The 15,849-nt window shown below is 69.9% G+C and carries 17 protein-coding genes; 13 read left to right on the forward strand and 4 right to left on the reverse strand.

What is annotated here, in order from left to right:
* The first annotated feature begins 4 nt into the window (after positions 1–4).
* Together GGQ63_RS02570 and uvrC are read left to right on the forward strand one after the other, a co-directional pair.
* A complete protein-coding gene (locus tag GGQ63_RS02570; protein ID WP_246429565.1) occupies positions 5–757 on the forward strand; it encodes an SDR family oxidoreductase in 753 nt (250 codons plus the stop codon).
* Positions 754–2,706 carry an excinuclease ABC subunit UvrC gene (gene uvrC, locus GGQ63_RS02575; RefSeq protein ID WP_425502040.1) on the forward strand — a complete coding sequence of 651 codons (1,953 nt, stop codon included), beginning with the start codon at positions 754–756 and terminating at the stop codon, positions 2,704–2,706. The genes GGQ63_RS02570 and uvrC overlap by 4 nt, the downstream gene beginning before the upstream one ends.
* 404 nt (positions 2,707–3,110) lie before the next feature.
* Here the strand turns inward: uvrC and GGQ63_RS02580 are convergent, their stop codons facing one another.
* On the reverse strand, positions 3,111–3,473 hold the full coding sequence (locus GGQ63_RS02580) for a diacylglycerol kinase (protein ID WP_183852160.1): 363 nt from the start codon (positions 3,471–3,473) through the stop codon (positions 3,111–3,113).
* 188 nt (positions 3,474–3,661) lie between these two features.
* Here GGQ63_RS02580 and pgsA point away from each other — a divergent pair, with 188 nt between their 5' ends.
* The 3 genes from pgsA to GGQ63_RS02595 are packed head-to-tail and all read left to right on the forward strand — an operon-like array spanning position 3,662 to position 5,027.
* Positions 3,662–4,273 (forward strand): CDP-diacylglycerol--glycerol-3-phosphate 3-phosphatidyltransferase, encoded by a 612-nt coding sequence (gene pgsA / locus GGQ63_RS02585; RefSeq protein ID WP_183852162.1) that lies wholly within the window; start codon positions 3,662–3,664, stop codon positions 4,271–4,273.
* On the forward strand, positions 4,270–4,521 hold the full coding sequence (gene moaD, locus GGQ63_RS02590; protein WP_183852164.1) for a molybdopterin converting factor subunit 1: 252 nt from the start codon (positions 4,270–4,272) through the stop codon (positions 4,519–4,521). The genes pgsA and moaD overlap by 4 nt, the downstream gene beginning before the upstream one ends.
* Positions 4,522–4,541: 20 nt before the next feature.
* Entirely contained in the window at positions 4,542–5,027 is a 486-nt protein-coding gene (locus GGQ63_RS02595) for a molybdenum cofactor biosynthesis protein MoaE (RefSeq protein WP_183852166.1), read from the forward strand.
* A gap of 41 nt (positions 5,028–5,068) precedes the next feature.
* Here GGQ63_RS02595 and ndk read toward each other — a convergent pair whose 3' ends face one another.
* On the reverse strand, positions 5,069–5,491 hold the full coding sequence (gene ndk / locus GGQ63_RS02600; RefSeq protein ID WP_183852168.1) for a nucleoside-diphosphate kinase: 423 nt from the start codon (positions 5,489–5,491) through the stop codon (positions 5,069–5,071).
* Between the two features lie 156 nt (positions 5,492–5,647).
* On the opposite strand from ndk, the gene GGQ63_RS02605 reads away from it, so the two are divergent.
* From GGQ63_RS02605 to GGQ63_RS02620, 4 genes are all read left to right on the forward strand, one after another.
* Complete coding sequence (locus GGQ63_RS02605) at positions 5,648–6,163, forward strand: DinB family protein (RefSeq protein WP_183852170.1); 516 nt, start codon at positions 5,648–5,650, stop codon at positions 6,161–6,163.
* A 158-nt stretch (positions 6,164–6,321) separates the two neighbouring features.
* Entirely contained in the window at positions 6,322–7,134 is an 813-nt protein-coding gene (locus tag GGQ63_RS02610; protein ID WP_183852172.1) for a DUF4344 domain-containing metallopeptidase, read from the forward strand.
* 67 nt (positions 7,135–7,201) lie between these two features.
* Positions 7,202–9,085: an ABC-F family ATP-binding cassette domain-containing protein gene (locus GGQ63_RS02615; protein ID WP_183852174.1), complete on the forward strand. Its 1,884-nt coding sequence runs from the start codon at positions 7,202–7,204 to the stop codon at positions 9,083–9,085.
* 125 nt (positions 9,086–9,210) lie between these two features.
* On the forward strand, positions 9,211–10,038 hold the full coding sequence (locus GGQ63_RS02620) for an FkbM family methyltransferase (RefSeq protein WP_183852176.1): 828 nt from the start codon (positions 9,211–9,213) through the stop codon (positions 10,036–10,038).
* Positions 10,039–10,052: 14 nt separating this feature from the next.
* Here the strand turns inward: GGQ63_RS02620 and GGQ63_RS02625 are convergent, their stop codons facing one another.
* Positions 10,053–10,502 carry a DNA polymerase III subunit chi gene (locus tag GGQ63_RS02625; RefSeq protein ID WP_183852178.1) on the reverse strand — a complete coding sequence of 150 codons (450 nt, stop codon included), beginning with the start codon at positions 10,500–10,502 and terminating at the stop codon, positions 10,053–10,055.
* Positions 10,503–10,592: 90 nt separating this feature from the next.
* Here GGQ63_RS02625 and GGQ63_RS02630 point away from each other — a divergent pair, with 90 nt between their 5' ends.
* The 4 genes from GGQ63_RS02630 (at position 10,593) to GGQ63_RS02645 (ending at position 14,108) form a co-directional block, all read left to right on the forward strand.
* Positions 10,593–11,354: a glycosyltransferase family 25 protein gene (locus GGQ63_RS02630; protein ID WP_183852181.1), complete on the forward strand. Its 762-nt coding sequence runs from the start codon at positions 10,593–10,595 to the stop codon at positions 11,352–11,354.
* Entirely contained in the window at positions 11,351–12,181 is an 831-nt protein-coding gene (locus GGQ63_RS02635; RefSeq protein WP_183852183.1) for a glycosyltransferase family 25 protein, read from the forward strand. The genes GGQ63_RS02630 and GGQ63_RS02635 overlap by 4 nt, the downstream gene beginning before the upstream one ends.
* A gap of 401 nt (positions 12,182–12,582) precedes the next feature.
* On the forward strand, positions 12,583–13,365 hold the full coding sequence (locus GGQ63_RS02640) for a hypothetical protein (protein ID WP_183852186.1): 783 nt from the start codon (positions 12,583–12,585) through the stop codon (positions 13,363–13,365).
* Positions 13,362–14,108, forward strand: coding sequence for a glycosyltransferase family 25 protein (locus GGQ63_RS02645; protein WP_183852188.1), 747 nt, complete (start codon positions 13,362–13,364; stop codon positions 14,106–14,108). The genes GGQ63_RS02640 and GGQ63_RS02645 overlap by 4 nt, the downstream gene beginning before the upstream one ends.
* On the opposite strand, the gene GGQ63_RS02650 is transcribed toward GGQ63_RS02645, so the two are convergent.
* A complete protein-coding gene (locus tag GGQ63_RS02650; RefSeq protein ID WP_183852190.1) occupies positions 14,096–15,634 on the reverse strand; it encodes a leucyl aminopeptidase in 1,539 nt (512 codons plus the stop codon). The two genes, GGQ63_RS02645 and GGQ63_RS02650, sit on opposite strands and share 13 nt — an antisense overlap.
* Positions 15,635–15,849: the final 215 nt, after the last annotated feature.

Here is a 15,849-nt window from a genome sequence, read left to right on the forward strand (position 1 = left end):
CGCCATGAAGGTCGCCCTCGTCACCGGGGGCGCGCGGCGGATCGGGCGGGCGATCGTCGAGGCGCTCGCCGAGGCCGGCTGGGCGGTGGCGATCCACTGCAACAGCGCCCGCGACGAGGCCGAGGCGCTCGCGGAAGCGATCCGCGGGGCCGGCGGCCGGGCGGCGGTGGTCGTCGCCGATCTCGCCGATCCGCAGGCCGTTCGGGCGCTCGTGCCGGCCGCGGCCGCGGCGCTCGGCCCGGTCACCCTCCTCGTCAACAACGCCTCGCTCTTCCTGCCGGACGGCATCGGCACGCTCGATCCGTCCGTCTGGCGGCGCCAGATGGCGGTCAATCTCGACGCCCCGGTCTTCCTCGCCGACGCGCTCGCCACGGCTCTGCCGGCGGGCGAGACGGCGAATGTCGTCAACATCCTCGACCAGCGCGTCCTGAAGACGACGCCGCTCTTCCTCTCCTATCAGCTCTCGAAATCGGCGCTCTTCACGGCGACGCGGGTGCTCGCCCAGGCGCTCGCACCACGCGTCAGGGTGAACGGCATCGGCCCCGGGCCGACGCTCGCCTCCGTGCGGCAGGCGCCGGAGGATTTCGCCCGCCAGAGCGCCGCCGTGCCGCTCGGCCGCGGGCCGGACCTTTCCGAATTCGGCCGGACGATCCTATATCTCGTCGGCACGCCGTCCGTGACGGGCCAGATGATCGCGATCGACGGCGGCCAGCACCTTGCCTGGCAAACGCCCGACATCGTAGGCATTCCCGAGTGAACGACATACCCGACCCGATCGAAACCGACGATTCCTCCTCCGGCGTTGAGGCGGGTTCCCCCGCCTCCGCGACGCCGCGCGGCCGCGGCCCGGCCGTCATCGCCGATTTCGTCAAGCGCCTGCCCAACGCGCCCGGCGTCTACCGCATGTTCGACGCCGAGGAGAACGTCCTCTATGTCGGCAAGGCGCGGAACCTCAAGAAGCGCGTCGCCAACTACGTCAAGGTCGGCCAGTCGAACCGCATCGCCCGCATGGTCCAGGCAACCGCGACGATGGAGTTCGTGACGACCCGGACGGAGACCGAGGCGCTCCTCCTCGAGGCCAATCTTATCAAGAGGTTACGGCCACGATTTAATGTCTTGCTGCGAGACGACAAATCGTTCCCCTATATCCTGATCACGGGCGATCACGAGGCGCCGCAGCTCGTCAAGCATCGCGGCGCGCGCAGCCGCAAGGGCGACTATTTCGGCCCCTTCGCCTCGGCGGGCGCGGTGAACCGCACCGTGACTGCGATGCAGCGCGCCTTCCTCATCCGCACCTGCACCGACAGCGTCTACGAGACGCGCACGCGCCCCTGCCTGCTGCACCAGATCAAGCGCTGCTCGGCACCCTGCACCGGCGAGATCGCGCTCGACGACTATGCCGAGCTGGTGCGCGAGGCGAAGGGCTTCCTCTCCGGCAAGTCGACCGCGATCCGCGGCCAGCTCGCGGCCGAGATGGAGGCCGCCGCGGCCGAGCTCGATTTCGAGCGCGCCGCCATCTACCGCGACCGCATCGCCGCGATGAGCCACGTCCAGGGCCATCAGGGAATCAACCCGCAGGGCGTCGAGGAGGCCGACGTCTTCGCCGTGCATCAGGCGGGCGGCCAGACCTGCATTCAGGTGTTCTTCTTCCGCACCGGACAGAACTGGGGCAACCACGCCTATTTCCCGCGCGCCGACAAGAGCCTGTCGGCGGCCGAGGTGCTCGGCGCCTTCCTCGTCCAGTTCTACGAGGACAAGCCCTGCCCCCGCCTCGTGCTCCTGTCCGAAACGGTCGAGGAGGAGGAGCTGATCGGCGAGGCGCTGTCCGAGCGCGCGGGCTATCGCGTCGAGATCGCCGTGCCGAAGCGCGGCGAGAAGAAGGATCTCGTCGATCACGCCCTCACCAATGCACGCGACGCACTCGGCCGCCACCTCGCCGAGACCTCGAGCCAGATCCGGCTGCTCGACGGGCTCGCCGAGGTGTTCGGGCTGGAGGCGCCGCCGCGCCGGATCGAGGTCTACGACAACAGCCACATCATGGGCACCAATGCGGTCGGGGCGATGATCGTCGCCGGGCCGCAGGGCTTTGCCAAGAACCACTACCGGAAATTCAACATCCGCTCGGAAGACCTTGTTCCGGGTGATGATTTCGGGATGATGCGCGAAGTCCTGACGCGCCGCTTCTCGCGCCTCGTTCGCGAGGCCGGGCCGCGCAGCGAGGCCCCGCGCGACGAGAACGGCTTCGGCCCCTGGCCCGATCTCGTGCTGATCGACGGCGGCAAGGGCCAGCTCGCCGCGGCGCGCGAGGTGATCGCGGCGCTCGGGCTCGAGGACGACGTGCCGCTCGTCGGCGTCGCCAAGGGGCCGGACCGCGACGCCGGCCGCGAGGTGTTCCACCGCATCGGCGCCGACCCCTTCATGCTGCAGCCCCGCGATCCGGTGCTCTATTTCGTCCAGCGCCTGCGCGACGAGGCGCACCGCTTCGCGATCGGCTCCCACCGGGCGAAGCGCAAGGCCGACATGGCGCGCAATCCGCTCGACGAGATCGCCGGCATCGGCCCGACGCGAAAGCGCGCCCTGCTCGCCCATTTCGGCACGGCGAAGGCGGTCAGCCGCGCGAGCCTCGGCGATCTCGCCGGCGTTCCGGGCGTTTCGGAACAGATGGCGCGCGCCATCTACGACCATTTCCACGAGAGCACGCCGTGACGCCCGACCCGGCGACGGGCGACCCGAAGGCCGCCGGAACGACGGCCGGGGACGAGCCGGCCGAGCGCTTCGCCGCGCTCGCGCTGGCTTTCGCGGACGAGCCTGGGGTGGCCCGCACCCGCGCCTTCGGCTGCGAGGCGCTGACGGTCGGGGCAAAGATCTTCGCGATGGTCGCCCGCGGGCGGCTCGTGGTGAAGCTGCCGAAGGAGGAGGTCGACCGCCTGATCGAGACGGGCGCTGCCGGGCGCTTCGATCCCGGTCACGGCCGCCCGATGCGCGAATGGGCCGACATCCGGTCGGAGGACGCCGACTGGGCCGCCCTCGCCAACCGCGCCCACCACTTCGTTGCGGCGGGGTCGGGCGGGCGCCGTCCGCAGGCGTCCGCCGGACGAGACGCGCTCGCGCTAACGGCCGAGCGTCGCGACGGAGACGGCGATGACGTAGATCGCTGTGCCGGAGAGGCCGAAGAACACGGCCGCCGAGCCGAGATCCTTGGCATGGCGGGCGAACTCCGCATAGGCGGGCGAGAGATGGTCGACGAGCACCTCGATCGCCGTGTTGAGCGCCTCGAGCGCGAGGACGAAGGCCGAAAGCACCACGAAGCCGGCGATCCACGGCCAGCCGGCGCCGATCAGGACCAGCCAGACGAGGCCCGCGGCGAGCGCGCCGAGCTCCATCCGCGCCGCGATCTCGCTGCGGAACAGATAGATAACGCCGGCAGCGGACCATCGGCTCGCCGCGAAGAAATGGCTGATCCATGACGGCATGAAACGGTTTCCCCCGGTATGTCCTCGTCGCGGCGACCACCGCGGCACGGGCGCAGGCTCGCTGGATTCTGTTTTCGACAGCAAGTTCATGGCGAAGTCGCAATCGAGGGGTTTACTATCCAGCCGATTCCGAATTCCGGTTCCCATGGTGCGCGGCGATTAGCGCCTCCCGCCTTCAGGAGTGTGACATGACCGAGCTCCAGAGCTTCGGCACGCCGGGCGCCCAGCGCGCCCTCCTCCTGTCGCTGCCGAACATCCTCACCTATGCGCGCATCGTCGCCGTCCCGATCGTCGTCTTCTGCATCGTCGGCGGGCAGGAAGGATGGCGGCTCGCCGGCTTCCTCATATTCGTCGCGGCGAGCGTGACGGATTACTTCGACGGCTGGCTGGCGCGGCTGTGGCAGCAGCAGAGCTCGATCGGCCGCATGCTCGATCCGATCGCCGACAAGCTGCTCGTCGCCGCCTCGCTGCTCGCCCTCGTCTATGAGCGGACCATCGGCGGGGTGACGATCTGGGCGGCGGTGATCATCCTGTCGCGCGAGATCCTCGTCTCGGGCCTGCGCGAGTATCTCGCCGAGCTGCGCGTCAGCGTGCCGGTCACCCGGCTCGCCAAGTGGAAGACGACGATCCAGCTCGTCGCCGTCGCGCTCCTCGTCGCGGGGCCGGCGGGCGACCGGCTGTTCGCCTATACGACCGACACCGGCCTCGGCCTGCTCTGGATCTCGGCGATCGTCACGCTCTATACGGGCTACGATTATTTCCGGGCCGGGCTCGGCCACATCCTCGAGGAGAAGCCGTGAGGCTCGTCTATTTCGCCTGGGTGCGGGAGCGGATCGGCCGTCCCGAGGAAATCGTCGAACCGCCGGAGGGCGTCGAGACGGTGAGCGATCTGCTGCGCTGGCTCAGGACGCGCGGCGAGGAATACGAACACGCGCTCGAACATCCCGCGACGATCCGCGTCGCGCTCGACCAGACCCATGCCGACCACGACATGCCGATCGGCGGCAGCCGCGAGATCGCGCTGTTCCCGCCGATGACCGGCGGCTGACGGCCGATCGGGAGCCGCCGATGGCCTGCCGCATCCATGTCGCCGTCAGCGCGGCGCCGTTCGATCAGGCCGCCGAGCTGGCGGCGATCACCGCGGGCCGCACCGATATCGGCGCCGTCGTCACCTTCACCGGCCTCTGCCGCGACGAGGACGGCCGCCTCGCGGCGCTCGAACTCGAGCATTATCCGGGCATGGCGGAGGCGGAACTCGGCCGCATCGCCGCGCAGGCGGCGGAGCGCTGGCCGGTCCAGGCGCTGACGATCGTCCATCGCCACGGGCGCATGGAGCCCGGCGCGCCGATCGTGCTCGTCGCCGCGGCCTCGCCGCATCGCCATGCGGCGTTCGCGGTGGCGGAGTTCGTGATGGATTTCCTGAAAACCCATGCGCCCTTCTGGAAGAAGGAGCACGGCCGCGCCGGGGACACGGGGTGGGTCGCGGCGAAGGATGCCGACGACGATGCGGCGTCGCGCTGGCGGGAGGCCGGCGTCGAGGACGCCGGCCGCTAGGCGACCCGCCGCTCAGCCGCGGCGGGAAAAAGTGCGAGGCCTCAGCCGACGAGCTCGACGCCCGAGAACCAGTAGGCGATCTCCTGCGCGGCCGTCTCCGGCGCGTCCGAGCCGTGCACCGAGTTCTCGCCGATCGACACGGCGAATTCCTTGCGGATCGTGCCTTCGGCGGCGTTCGCCGGGTTGGTCGCGCCCATCACTTCGCGGTTCTTGAGGATGGCGTTCTCGCCCTCGAGCACCTGCACCACGGTCGGGCCGGAGGTCATCGTCTCGACCAGCTCGCCGAAGAAGGGCCGATCCTTGTGGACGGCGTAGAAGCCCTCGGCCTGCGCCTTCGACATCCACACGCGCTTCGAAGCGACGACGCGCAGGCCGGCCTCTTCGAGCTTGGCCGTGATCTTGCCGGTGAGGTTGCGCTTCGTCGCGTCCGGCTTGATCATCGAAAAGGTGCGTTCGATCGCCATGTCTTGCTCGCTTCCTTGATTGGTCGGGAAAGGTGGCGGACCGTATAGCGGCGGCGCATGACGGCGGCAAGGCGGAGGCCGGCCCCGCGCGCCGGGGCTTGCCCGACCGTGCCCCGCCCGGGCACCCTCGCGCGCATCGGATGACGGGAGGATGCCGTGACCAACCCCTTCGTGATGCTCGCGGGCTACAATGCCTGGGCCAACCGCCGCCTCTATGCCGCCGCCGGGGCGCTCGACGACGCCGACTACCGCGCCGACCGCGGTGCCTTCTTCGGCTCGCTGCACGGCACGCTCAGCCATCTCCTCGTCACCGACCGGATCTGGATGCGCCGCTTCACCGGCGACGGGCCGCTCCATCTCACCCTCGACGAACAGCCCTACAGCGCCCTCGCCGCTCTCGCCGAGGCGCGCTTCGCCGAGGACGCCCGCATCCTCGCCTTCGCCGAGGGGCTCGACGCGACCCGGCTCGCCGGCCTCTTCACCTACCGCACCGTCACCAATCCGCGCGACATCACCCAGCCGCTCGCCCCCGCCCTCTTCCACCTCTTCAACCACCAGACCCATCACCGCGGCCAGGCGCACGCCGTCCTGACGGCGATCGGCGGCCGCGACGCCGCGCCCTCGCTCGATCTCCTCGCCTATCAGCGCGAGACCGGCATCGGCATGAGCTGACCGCCGGCGCCCTCCCTCCGGCGACGGAAGCTCTCGATTCACCACGGCGCCATTCATCCGGGGACGTGTGAAGAAGGTCTCTTGTCTCCCTTCTCGCGGCAGCGCAGCATGACGATATTCCCGCATCGTTCTGCCGCCTCCGGCGTTTGTGAGTCGCCATGCTTCGCGCTGCCTTCACAGCTCTTCTCCTCGGCACCGTGCCTGCGGCGGCGGTGCCGGTCGATGCGCTTTCCGAATCGCGAAGGATGACGCAGGCCGAGATGGCGGAGACGGTCGATTTCATGGTCGGCAACGCCGTCTTCGCGCTGCTGCAGGCGGCCGGCCACATGGCGGCCGATGTCTTCCGCCTGCCCGTGGACGGCGAACGCGGCGCGGATGATTTCGCCACCTTCACCCTGCTCGAACCACGCTCGGCGGCGGGCGACCAGACCCTCGTGAATGCGATCGACACCTGGTATCTGTCGGACCGGCTGACCGCCTCGAACGATGGCTCGTCCGTGCCGATCGGGCCGCACGCGCTCGACCTCACCCGCGCCAACGCGATCACCTGCCGGATGGTCGGCGCCGATCCGCAGGGCTTTTCCGACATCGCCGACGCCGTCGCCCTTGCACCGGCGGCGCGGGACCGTTGCGTCGCCGACTATGCGCGCGACCGCGCCGCCTTCGACGCGATCCTCGCGCCCTTCCGCCGGCCCGCGGCAGCCGCGAAGTCGGCCGTGCGGACGGTCTACGACCCCGCTCCCGACGACCTTGAGCTCGAGGCGACGGTGCTCTCCGACAACCGGGTGCTCGAGGAAGTCGGCGATCGCCTCGCCGACCACTACCTCCTGCCGGACGGTGTCACCGTCCGCGCCGCGCCCTGCGGCAGCCCGACGGCGGAATGGAAGGCCGGGGAGAAGGAGCTCGTGCTCTGCTACGAGCTCTCCGCCATCCATGCCGCCCTGATCATCGACGACATCAGGCAGCGCTGAAGGGCGATCGCGGATCGGCCTCTCCGGCCTCTTGCCTCGCCCGCCCGGCCGGGGCACATCAGCGGCCATGCTCCACGTCAACGACGTCACCTATCGCATCGCCGGACGGACCCTGCTCGAAGGCGCGACCCTCGCTCTGCCCGACGGGGCGAAGGCCGGCTTCGTCGGCCGCAACGGCACCGGCAAGACGACGCTCTTCAGGCTGATCACCGGCGACATCGCCGCGGAGAGCGGCACGATCGTGCTGCCGAAAGGCGTGCGCATCGGCCAGGTGGCGCAGGAGGCGCCGGCGACCGAGGACAGCCTCCTCGATACCGTGCTCGCCGCGGACCGCGAGCGCGCGGCGCTGCTCGCCGAGGCCGAGCGGGCGACCGACCCCGAGCGGATCGCGGCGATCCAGATCCGCCTCGCCGACATCGAGGCGCATTCGGCGGAGGCGCGTGCCGGGGCGATCCTCTACGGCCTCGGCTTCGATGCGGCGGCGCAGCGCCGGCCCTGCTCCTCCTTCTCGGGCGGCTGGCGGATGCGCGTCGCGCTCGCCGCCGTGCTCTTCTCCGCCCCCGACCTCCTGCTGCTCGACGAGCCGACCAACTATCTCGATCTCGAAGGGACGCTCTGGCTCGAGACCTATCTCGCCCGCTATCCGCACACCGTCTTCCTGATCAGCCACGACCGCGACCTGCTCGACCGGGCGGTCGGCATGATCGTCCATCTCGACCAGGGCAAGCTCACCACCTATCGCGGCGGCTACGAATCCTTCGACCGCCAGCGGCGCGAGCGGCAGGCGCAGCAGATGAAGGCGCGCGAGAAGCAGGAGGAGCAGCGCAAGCATCTGCAGGCCTTCGTCGACCGCTTCCGCGCCAAGGCCTCGAAGGCCCGGCAGGCGCAGTCGCGCGTCAAGATGCTCGAGAAGCTGCAGCCGATCGCGGCGCTGGTCGACGATGCCGTCACCCCCTTCGCCTTCCCCGATCCGAAGCGGATGCTGGCGCCGCCGCTGATCGCGCTCGACGGCATCGCGGTCGGCTATGCGCCCGAAGCCCCGGTGCTGCGCCGGATCGACCTCAGGATCGACACCGACGACCGCATCGCGCTCCTGGGCGCCAACGGCAACGGCAAGTCGACCTTCGCCAAGCTGATCTCCGGCCGCCTGCCGCCCCTTTCGGGCACGATGCGGCGGGACGAACGGATGGAGATCGCCTATTTCGCGCAGCATCAGCTCGACGAGCTCGATCCGAACGGCTCGGCCGTCGATCATGTCCGGCCGCTGATGCCGGACCGGCCGGAGGCACAGGTCCGCGCGCGGGTCGGCGCGATGGGCTTCCCGACCGCCAAGATGGACACGCCCGCCAAGGACCTGTCGGGCGGCGAGAAGGCGCGGCTGCTGCTCGGCCTCGCCACCTTCGGCGGGGCGAATCTCCTGATCCTCGACGAGCCGACCAACCATCTCGACATCGACAGCCGCGAGGCGCTCGTCCACGCCCTCAACGATTACAAGGGCGCCGTGATCCTGATCAGCCACGACCGCCATCTGGTCGAAGCGACCGTCGACCGCCTGTTGCTGGTCGCGGACGGCGCCGTCCGCGCCTTCGACGGCGACATGGAGGATTACCGCCGGCTGATCCTGTCCGGCGGGTCCGAGGAGACGCGCGAGGCCCGTGAGGCCGAGAGCCGCGCCTCGGCGCAGGATCGCCGCCGCGACGCGGCGCAGCGCCGGGCGGAACTCGCCCCCTTGCGCAAGCGCATCCGCGGCCTCGAAGACGAGATGGAGAAGCTGCGCGTCGCGATCGCCAGGGCCGACACGATCCTCGCCGACGGTGATCTTTATCTGCGCGATCCGGCAAAGGCGACCGCGACGGCGAAGGCCCGCGCCGAAGCCGAGCGCCGTCTCGCCGCGGCGGAGGAGTCCTGGCTCGAGCTTTCGGCCGAATACGAGGCCGCCGAGGCCGGCTGACCTCCGTCCGTCCCTCTCGCCCCCGAAGCCGGAGGGGCGGCGAACGCCCCGCAGGAAGGGCGGCGAAGGTTGCACGGAGGCGGCTCTTCGCGCAGGATGACGCCGCCGCGCACCGGGGGACGCCATTGAAAATCCACGCCTTGAAGGCGCTCGAAGAGGCATTCCAGGATGCCAAGCGCCGGTTCGTCTACCAGCCGCTCGCCCGCTCTGCCAAGCTCGACCGCTACCGCACGGTGCCATTCGACATCGTCGTCAAGACGTTCTCCGACCACCGGATGGCGTTCGACCCGAACGATTTCATGGGTCGGACGCTTATGGATCAGGGTCACTGGCAGCGCGACGACCTGGACTGGGTGGTCGAGCGACTGGGGAGCGGACCGCGCGGCCGCGTCTTCCTCGATGTCGGCGCCCATGTCGGAACGCAATCGGTCTATGCGCTGATCGGCGGCGCCTTCGACCGGGCCATCGCGATCGAACCGATGACGGACAATATCGAGACGATCCGGCTCAACGCCTTGCTGAACGATCTCCCGATCACCGTCGTCCCCTCGGCGGCGGGCGCAGAGGCCGGGCGCTTGCCCTTCAACCCGGACCCGCAGAACTCCGGCGGCGGCAGCCTGCACCATTCCCTCCGCGGTCAGCGCGGCGCCGATATCGAAGTCGAGGTCGAGCGGGTCGACACGATCCTCGACCGCCTCGCCGTCGAGCCGGCCGAGATCGGCCTCGTCTGGATCGACGTGGAGGGCTTCGAGCGGCAGGTGCTCGCCGGCATGCCGGCTCTCCTCGAAGCCCGCGTACCGCTGTTCATCGAGGTGCTCGATCACCTCTACAGCCCGGACGACTTCGCCGCGCTGAAGCGGCTGCTCGGCAATTATCGCTGCGCGGTGACGCGCGACGGGTCCACGGAGCTCCAGACCGTCCGGCACTTCTCCGGCGATATCCTCTTCCTCTGAGCCCCGCGGCCGTCTCAGGCCTTCCGCTCCCAGCGGCCGCGCTCCGACTGCTGCCAATAGGTCGAGTCGTGGCCGGCCGCCTTCGCCCGCTTCCAGGCGTCGCGCGCCGCGGCGAGCGCGTCCCGATCGTTGCCGTCGAAGATCACCACCAGCCGCTCATAGCCCTCCGCGCTCGCGAACGGCGCGCCATCGACGAGGAAGCGGACCGCCGCCCCGTACGGATTGTCGGGTGCCGTGGTGAGGAGGATCGGCTGCAGCGCGGCCTGCGCGTCGCCCGCTGTGCCATGCGGCAGGAACGAATCCTCCCGGTAGGTCCACAGATGGGCGTCGAGGGCCTCGAGCCGCTCCCGCGATCCCGCCTCGACCACCACCCGCCAGCCCCGCTCGATCGCCTTCTCGAGCAGGCCCGGCAGCACCGCTTCGAGGCTCTGCTTCTGCAGGTGGTAGAAAAAGACCTCAGTCATCGGTTGCACCGTTGCGGTGGGGAATGGCAAGATCGCCGCGGGGGGCGGAAGGGCGGCACCCGGGGAAACCGGGCGCTGCGAGGGGGTCGTTTGCGTTCCGATATAGACATTCTCGTCGTCAATCTCGAACGCTCCACCGAGCGCCGCACCCTTATGGCGGAACAGCTCGATCGGCTCGGCGTCGTCTATCAGTTCTTCCCGGCGTTCGACGGCCGCAAGGGCGAACACGCGAGAGAGTTCCGCTACGATCCGGCAATCGCGGCACGTCACGGTCTCAGGCCGCTGACGCCCGGCGAGCTCGGCTGCGCGGCGAGCCATGTCGCCATCTGGCGACGGTGCAGCGAGACCGGACGGCCCGTCATCGTGCTCGAAGACGATGTGATCACCGAGGACCGCTTCGCCGAAGACGTCCCCTTGATTCGCGATCTCGTCGAACGCTATCCGCTGCTGCGCATCGCCGCGATCCGGGAACGGCCGGGCCGGGTGGTCGAGAGCCTGCCGCGGGGGCGTCAGGTCGTGCGGCTGTCGAACGGGCCGCGCGGCACGATGGGCTACGCCCTCTCGCCGCAGGGTGCCCGGGCCCTGCTTCACGAGATCGACACGCTCGCCGAGCCGATCGACCACTACATCGACATGTTCTGGCTGCACGGCCTGCGCATCATGGCCCTGAAGCCCTATCCGGTATGGGAGCGTCCCTCGGACGGGCTGCCCTCCACCATCGAGTCGATTCGCTGGGACCACAGGGCGTCGTTCCCGAACAAGATCGCCCGCGAGGCGCACCGGCTGCTCGGCGAGGTCATGCGCGTCTCGTACAACGCGTCGGATTATTTCACTTCGATCGGACGGTCATGATTCCTGCCTATGTGATCAATCTCGACCGCTCGCCGGAGCGGCTCGAGGAATTCATGGCCGAGGCCCGGCGCGTCGGCGTTGCGGTCGAGCGTTTCGCTGCCATCGACGCCAGGACGCTGCCGGATCCGATTCCCGGCCAAGCCTTTCCCGACTGGGTGCGCAGCGGCCATCGCGGCCACACCGCGGCCGTCCTTTCGCACGTAAGCGTCTGGCGGCTGATCGCGAAAGGCGATGCGCCCTGGGGCGCCGTCTTCGAGGACGATGCGGTCTTCAGCCTCAGCCTGTCCGCCTATCTCGACGATACAGGCTGGGTTCCGCCGGGAATCGGCCTGGTCAAGCTCGACACGATCGGCGATCGCGAGTTTTTCGGCCTCGGAGGCCTGCCGGCGCCGGCCGGCCGGCGACTGCGCCGGGTCGTCTCCCGCCATCTCGGCGCCGCCGGATACCTGATTTCGCGTGACGCCGCGCGCCAGTTGGTGGACCAGGCCGACCCGCTCCGGATGCCGATCGATCATCTCCTCTTCGGATACGAGGCGCACCGGCAGCACCGCCTCCGCTTTCTGCAGGTCGACCCCGCGCTCTGCATCCAGCGGCAGTTCGCTCCTGCCGCGCCCGTGAATAGCGCTGCGACGGTGAGCACGATCGATTACCAGACGGTCGCCACCGCCCCGCCGCGCCTGCGCCCCGCCGCGAAGCTCGCGCGCGAGGCCGCCCGGCTCGCCGCCCAGCTCGGCTGGATCGCCCGCGGCGGCATCCGCCGCACCATCGCCTTCGCCGACGCGACCGGCGCCGCTCCGCCACAAGGAGCGGGACGGTCCGATCTGTGATCGAATCGCCCGGCCTCGGCACCGACCGGAGCGCGGCTCGCCGCAGCTCGACGCCACACGCCGGACACTCGCCCGGAGCGTTCCTCAGGTCCGGGTTGAGACGAGAGCAGCAAGAATGTCAAGGTCGCGGGATCGGCAAGCGCGATTCCTGCGCGCCACGACCACCGGGGGCAGAGTTGAAGACCGCGAACCATCCTGCCGGGCCGAGCGTCCTCACGCCTCCCCCGCTGCCGCGCGGAGGAGGCCGGCGGGTCGCTTCCGCGCGGCCGCGGCCACGCGGCGCTCTGCGGCGGAGCATGGCCAGGAGGGCGGGGCCTCCTCCCACCGGGCCGGACCGTCTGCGACGCCTCATCGCCGTCGAATGGCCACGGCGCTCCGGCAGCGCGGGACATCGCTGAACAATGGCGCACGCTCCAACCGAGATCGCGCCCTACAACGACCGGCCGCTCGGGTTGTCGGCGTTCATTCGCGCCAAAGACGAGCAGCGATGGATCGGGCCGGCGATCGCATCGATCGTCGACGACGTGGACGAGGTGGTCGTCTGTCTTCAGCCTTCACGGGACCGCACCGAGGCGATCGTCCGGGGCTTCCGCAGCGACAAGGTCCGCATCGTTCCCTATCCCGTCGAGACGCGCGCCTTCGGACCCGGCTTCGACACGCAGGACCCCCGGCAGCCCGATTGCTGGACCTATTTCTGCAACTGGTCCCTGGCCCAGACCCGTTTCAGCAGTGCCATCCGGTGGGATGCGGACCACATCGCCCTTCCCGGGGCCATCTCGCGCATACGCGGCCTGCTCGCCGATTACGACGCGGTCTTCGATTTCGGCGTGAATGTGGTGACGCGCGACCTGCATCTGTCCCGAGCATTGCCGCGGACCTTCGTCGAGGCGCGCAATTTTCGTGTCCTGCCCGGCTTCTCGTTCGAGAGCGGAAGCCATACCGAGGTGTTCCGGCTCGGCAAGTTCCACAGGCACGGCTGGCGAATCTGGAAGGCGAGAAAGTATTTTCTGCCGACGCCGACCTTCCTTCACCTCAAATGGCTGAAGACCGATGACGAGATGAGGGGTTGGCCGGAGAATTGGCGGGACGTGCCCTATTTCGCCAAGGCCGACAGACGCGAGGCCGGCGCACTCTATGACGGGCCGCGGCCCGCCTTCGACTTCCTGTCCATGGAGGCCGCTTGAAGATCCTCGTCATCAACCTCGAGCGATCGACGGACCGGCGGAACCGGATGGCGCAGGCGCTGTCACGGCTCGGGCTCGACTTCGAGGTGCTGCGGGCCGTCGACGGACGCCGGGGCGAGCATCGTGCCGTCTCCCGCTATGACGAGGCGGCGACGCTCCGCCGGTTCGGACATCGCCTCAACGAGGGCGAGGTGGGCTGCTATGCGAGCCACTATGCCGCCTGGCAGCGTGCCGTCGACCGGGCCACGCCGATCCTCGTGATGGAGGACGACCTCACGCTCGAACCCGGTTTTCCCGCGGCCCTTGCCCATGCCGAAGGCGCGATCGGTCGGCTCGGCGTGCTCCGGCTCGCCGCGCTCTCGGAGCGCAAGGCGCTCGCCGAGGAACAGCTCGACGGCGGCTATCGGCTGGCCCGGCTGGAGAAGGGCGGCATGGGGACGCAATGCTATGCCGTTTCACCGGCGGCGGCGCGGACCCTGCTCGACCATTCCGCGGTCTGGACCATGCCGGTCGACTATTTCCTCGACGCGTTCTGGCTGCACGGCATTCCGAGCTATGCGCTCCTGCCCTATCGCGTGACCCATGTCGAGGCCGCGATCGAGGCGACCGATATCGGCGCGCGGGAGCCCTACGGCCCCCGCGGTCTGTCCGATTACCGACGCCACTGGGCCAAGCAGCGCGACTGGCTGCTGCGCAAGGCCTACAATATCCGTCACCGCCGCGCCGGGCTTCAGCCCTCGTAGCGGTCGGCGACGAGGCGATCGAGCAGACGGACGCCCCAGCCCGAAGCCCAGGAGCGGTTGATCTCGGTCGGCGCCGAGCCCATCGCCGTGCCGGCGATATCGAGATGCGCCCAGGGGGTGCCCTCGGGAACGAAGCGCTTCAGGAACGCCGCCGCCGTTGCCGAGCCCGCGTCGCGGCCGCCGGTGTTCTTGATGTCGGCGAATTTCGATTCGATCTGCTTGTCATAGGCCGCCCCGAGCGGCATCCGCCAGACCGGCTCGCCGGTCGCCTCCCCTGCCGCCGAAAGCGCCGCGGCGAGCGCGTCGTCGTTCGAGAACAGGCCCGCATTGTGATGGCCGAGCGCGACGATGATCGCGCCGGTCAGCGTCGCGAGGTCGACGATGGCGCGCGGCTTGTATTCTTCAACCGTCCACCACAGCGCATCGGCGAGCACGAGCCGGCCCTCGGCATCGGTGTTGATGATCTCGATCGTCGTGCCGGAGGCCGCGGTGACGATGTCGCCCGGCCGCTGCGCCGCGCCGTCCGGCATGTTCTCGACGATGCCGACGACACCGACGACATCCGCCTTGGCCTGGCGGGACGCGAGCGCGTGCATCAGACCGATCACGGCGGCGGCGCCGCCCATGTCGCCCTTCATGTCCTCCATGCCGCCGGCCGGCTTGATCGATATGCCGCCGGTGTCGAACACGACGCCCTTGCCGACGAAGGCGACCGGGCCGGGCGCGTCCTTCCCCTTCGTCTTGCCGAGCCCGTTCCAGCGCATGGCGACCAGCCGCGGCGGCCGTACCGAGCCCTGCGCGACGCCGAGCAGGGCGCGCATGCCGAGCTTCTTCATCTTCTTCTCGTCGAGCACCTCGATCTCGACGCCCAGGCTCGCGAGCGCCTCCGCCCGTTCGGCGAGTTCGACCGGACCGAGCACGTTCGGCGGCTCGTTGACGAGGTCCCGGGCGAGCTCGATACCGCCGGCGAGGCCGGATGCGTCGCTCCACGCCTTTTTCGCCTTGCCGGTCTCGGCCGTGACGACCGTGAGCGCGAAGGCCTTCTTCACCACCGTCTCCTCGCCGGCCTTCGCCGTCTCGGCCTCGCGTTTCGCGCCGCTCGCGCTCTTGTAGCGGTCGAAGCCATAGGCGCGGAGCCGCGCGCCGAGGGCCAGTTCGGCGAGCTGCTCGGCCGAGAGCGCGGTGCCATCCGGCCATTCGGCGAGCAGCGAAGCCGTCTCGCCCTTCCGCAACGCGCCGGCGATCACCCCGCCGAGCCGGGCATAATCGCGCCGGACAAGGTCCGCCGTCTTGCCGAGGCCGACGACGATCACCCGATCGCGCGCGACATCACCCGGCGCGATGAGATCGAGCAGAGCGAAGCCCTTGCCCTTGAAGTCGGCGATCCGCGCCGCCCGCTCGACGAGCGGGCCGATGCCGGCGGCCTGCGCGGCCGTGCCCAGCTTCAGCGTCTCGTCGGCCAGCACGACGAGCGTGCCGCCCTCGGGCAGGGCCTTGGCGAAGGTGATTTCGGGGAGCGCGGACATCGGAACTCTCGACGGAACGGCGGCCGGAGAGCCGCGGGAACGGACAGTTTGCCGCCCCTTCGCCGACGATGGCAAGCGACGCGGCCGTCTCGATCGGCGTCAGGACGCCGCGCCCCCCGGCTCCCGACTGCGCCCACCGCGACACCGCCGGCGCGGGCCGCGACGGCGAGGCGCTTGCCAGCGAGGCCTGCGCGGCGATAATTCCGCTGCCGAGG

Source organism: Prosthecomicrobium pneumaticum, assembly GCF_014199915.1.
Taxonomy (GTDB): Bacteria; Pseudomonadota; Alphaproteobacteria; order Rhizobiales; family Kaistiaceae; genus Prosthecomicrobium; species Prosthecomicrobium pneumaticum.

Coding starts and splice junctions, on each gene's coding strand:
- GGQ63_RS02650 (WP_183852190.1), bottom strand. CDS start 15,634: ATGTCCGCGCTCCCCGAAATCACCTTCGCCAAGGCCCTGCCCGAGGGC.
- GGQ63_RS02570 (WP_246429565.1), top strand. CDS start 5: ATGAAGGTCGCCCTCGTCACCGGGGGCGCGCGGCGGATCGGGCGGGCG.
- GGQ63_RS02595 (WP_183852166.1), top strand. CDS start 4,542: ATGGCCTGCCGCATCCATGTCGCCGTCAGCGCGGCGCCGTTCGATCAG.
- GGQ63_RS02615 (WP_183852174.1), top strand. CDS start 7,202: ATGCTCCACGTCAACGACGTCACCTATCGCATCGCCGGACGGACCCTG.
- GGQ63_RS02610 (WP_183852172.1), top strand. CDS start 6,322: ATGCTTCGCGCTGCCTTCACAGCTCTTCTCCTCGGCACCGTGCCTGCG.
- GGQ63_RS02640 (WP_183852186.1), top strand. CDS start 12,583: ATGGCGCACGCTCCAACCGAGATCGCGCCCTACAACGACCGGCCGCTC.
- GGQ63_RS02625 (WP_183852178.1), bottom strand. CDS start 10,502: ATGACTGAGGTCTTTTTCTACCACCTGCAGAAGCAGAGCCTCGAAGCG.
- GGQ63_RS02635 (WP_183852183.1), top strand. CDS start 11,351: ATGATTCCTGCCTATGTGATCAATCTCGACCGCTCGCCGGAGCGGCTC.
- ndk (WP_183852168.1), bottom strand. CDS start 5,491: ATGGCGATCGAACGCACCTTTTCGATGATCAAGCCGGACGCGACGAAG.
- GGQ63_RS02580 (WP_183852160.1), bottom strand. CDS start 3,473: ATGCCGTCATGGATCAGCCATTTCTTCGCGGCGAGCCGATGGTCCGCT.
- pgsA (WP_183852162.1), top strand. CDS start 3,662: ATGACCGAGCTCCAGAGCTTCGGCACGCCGGGCGCCCAGCGCGCCCTC.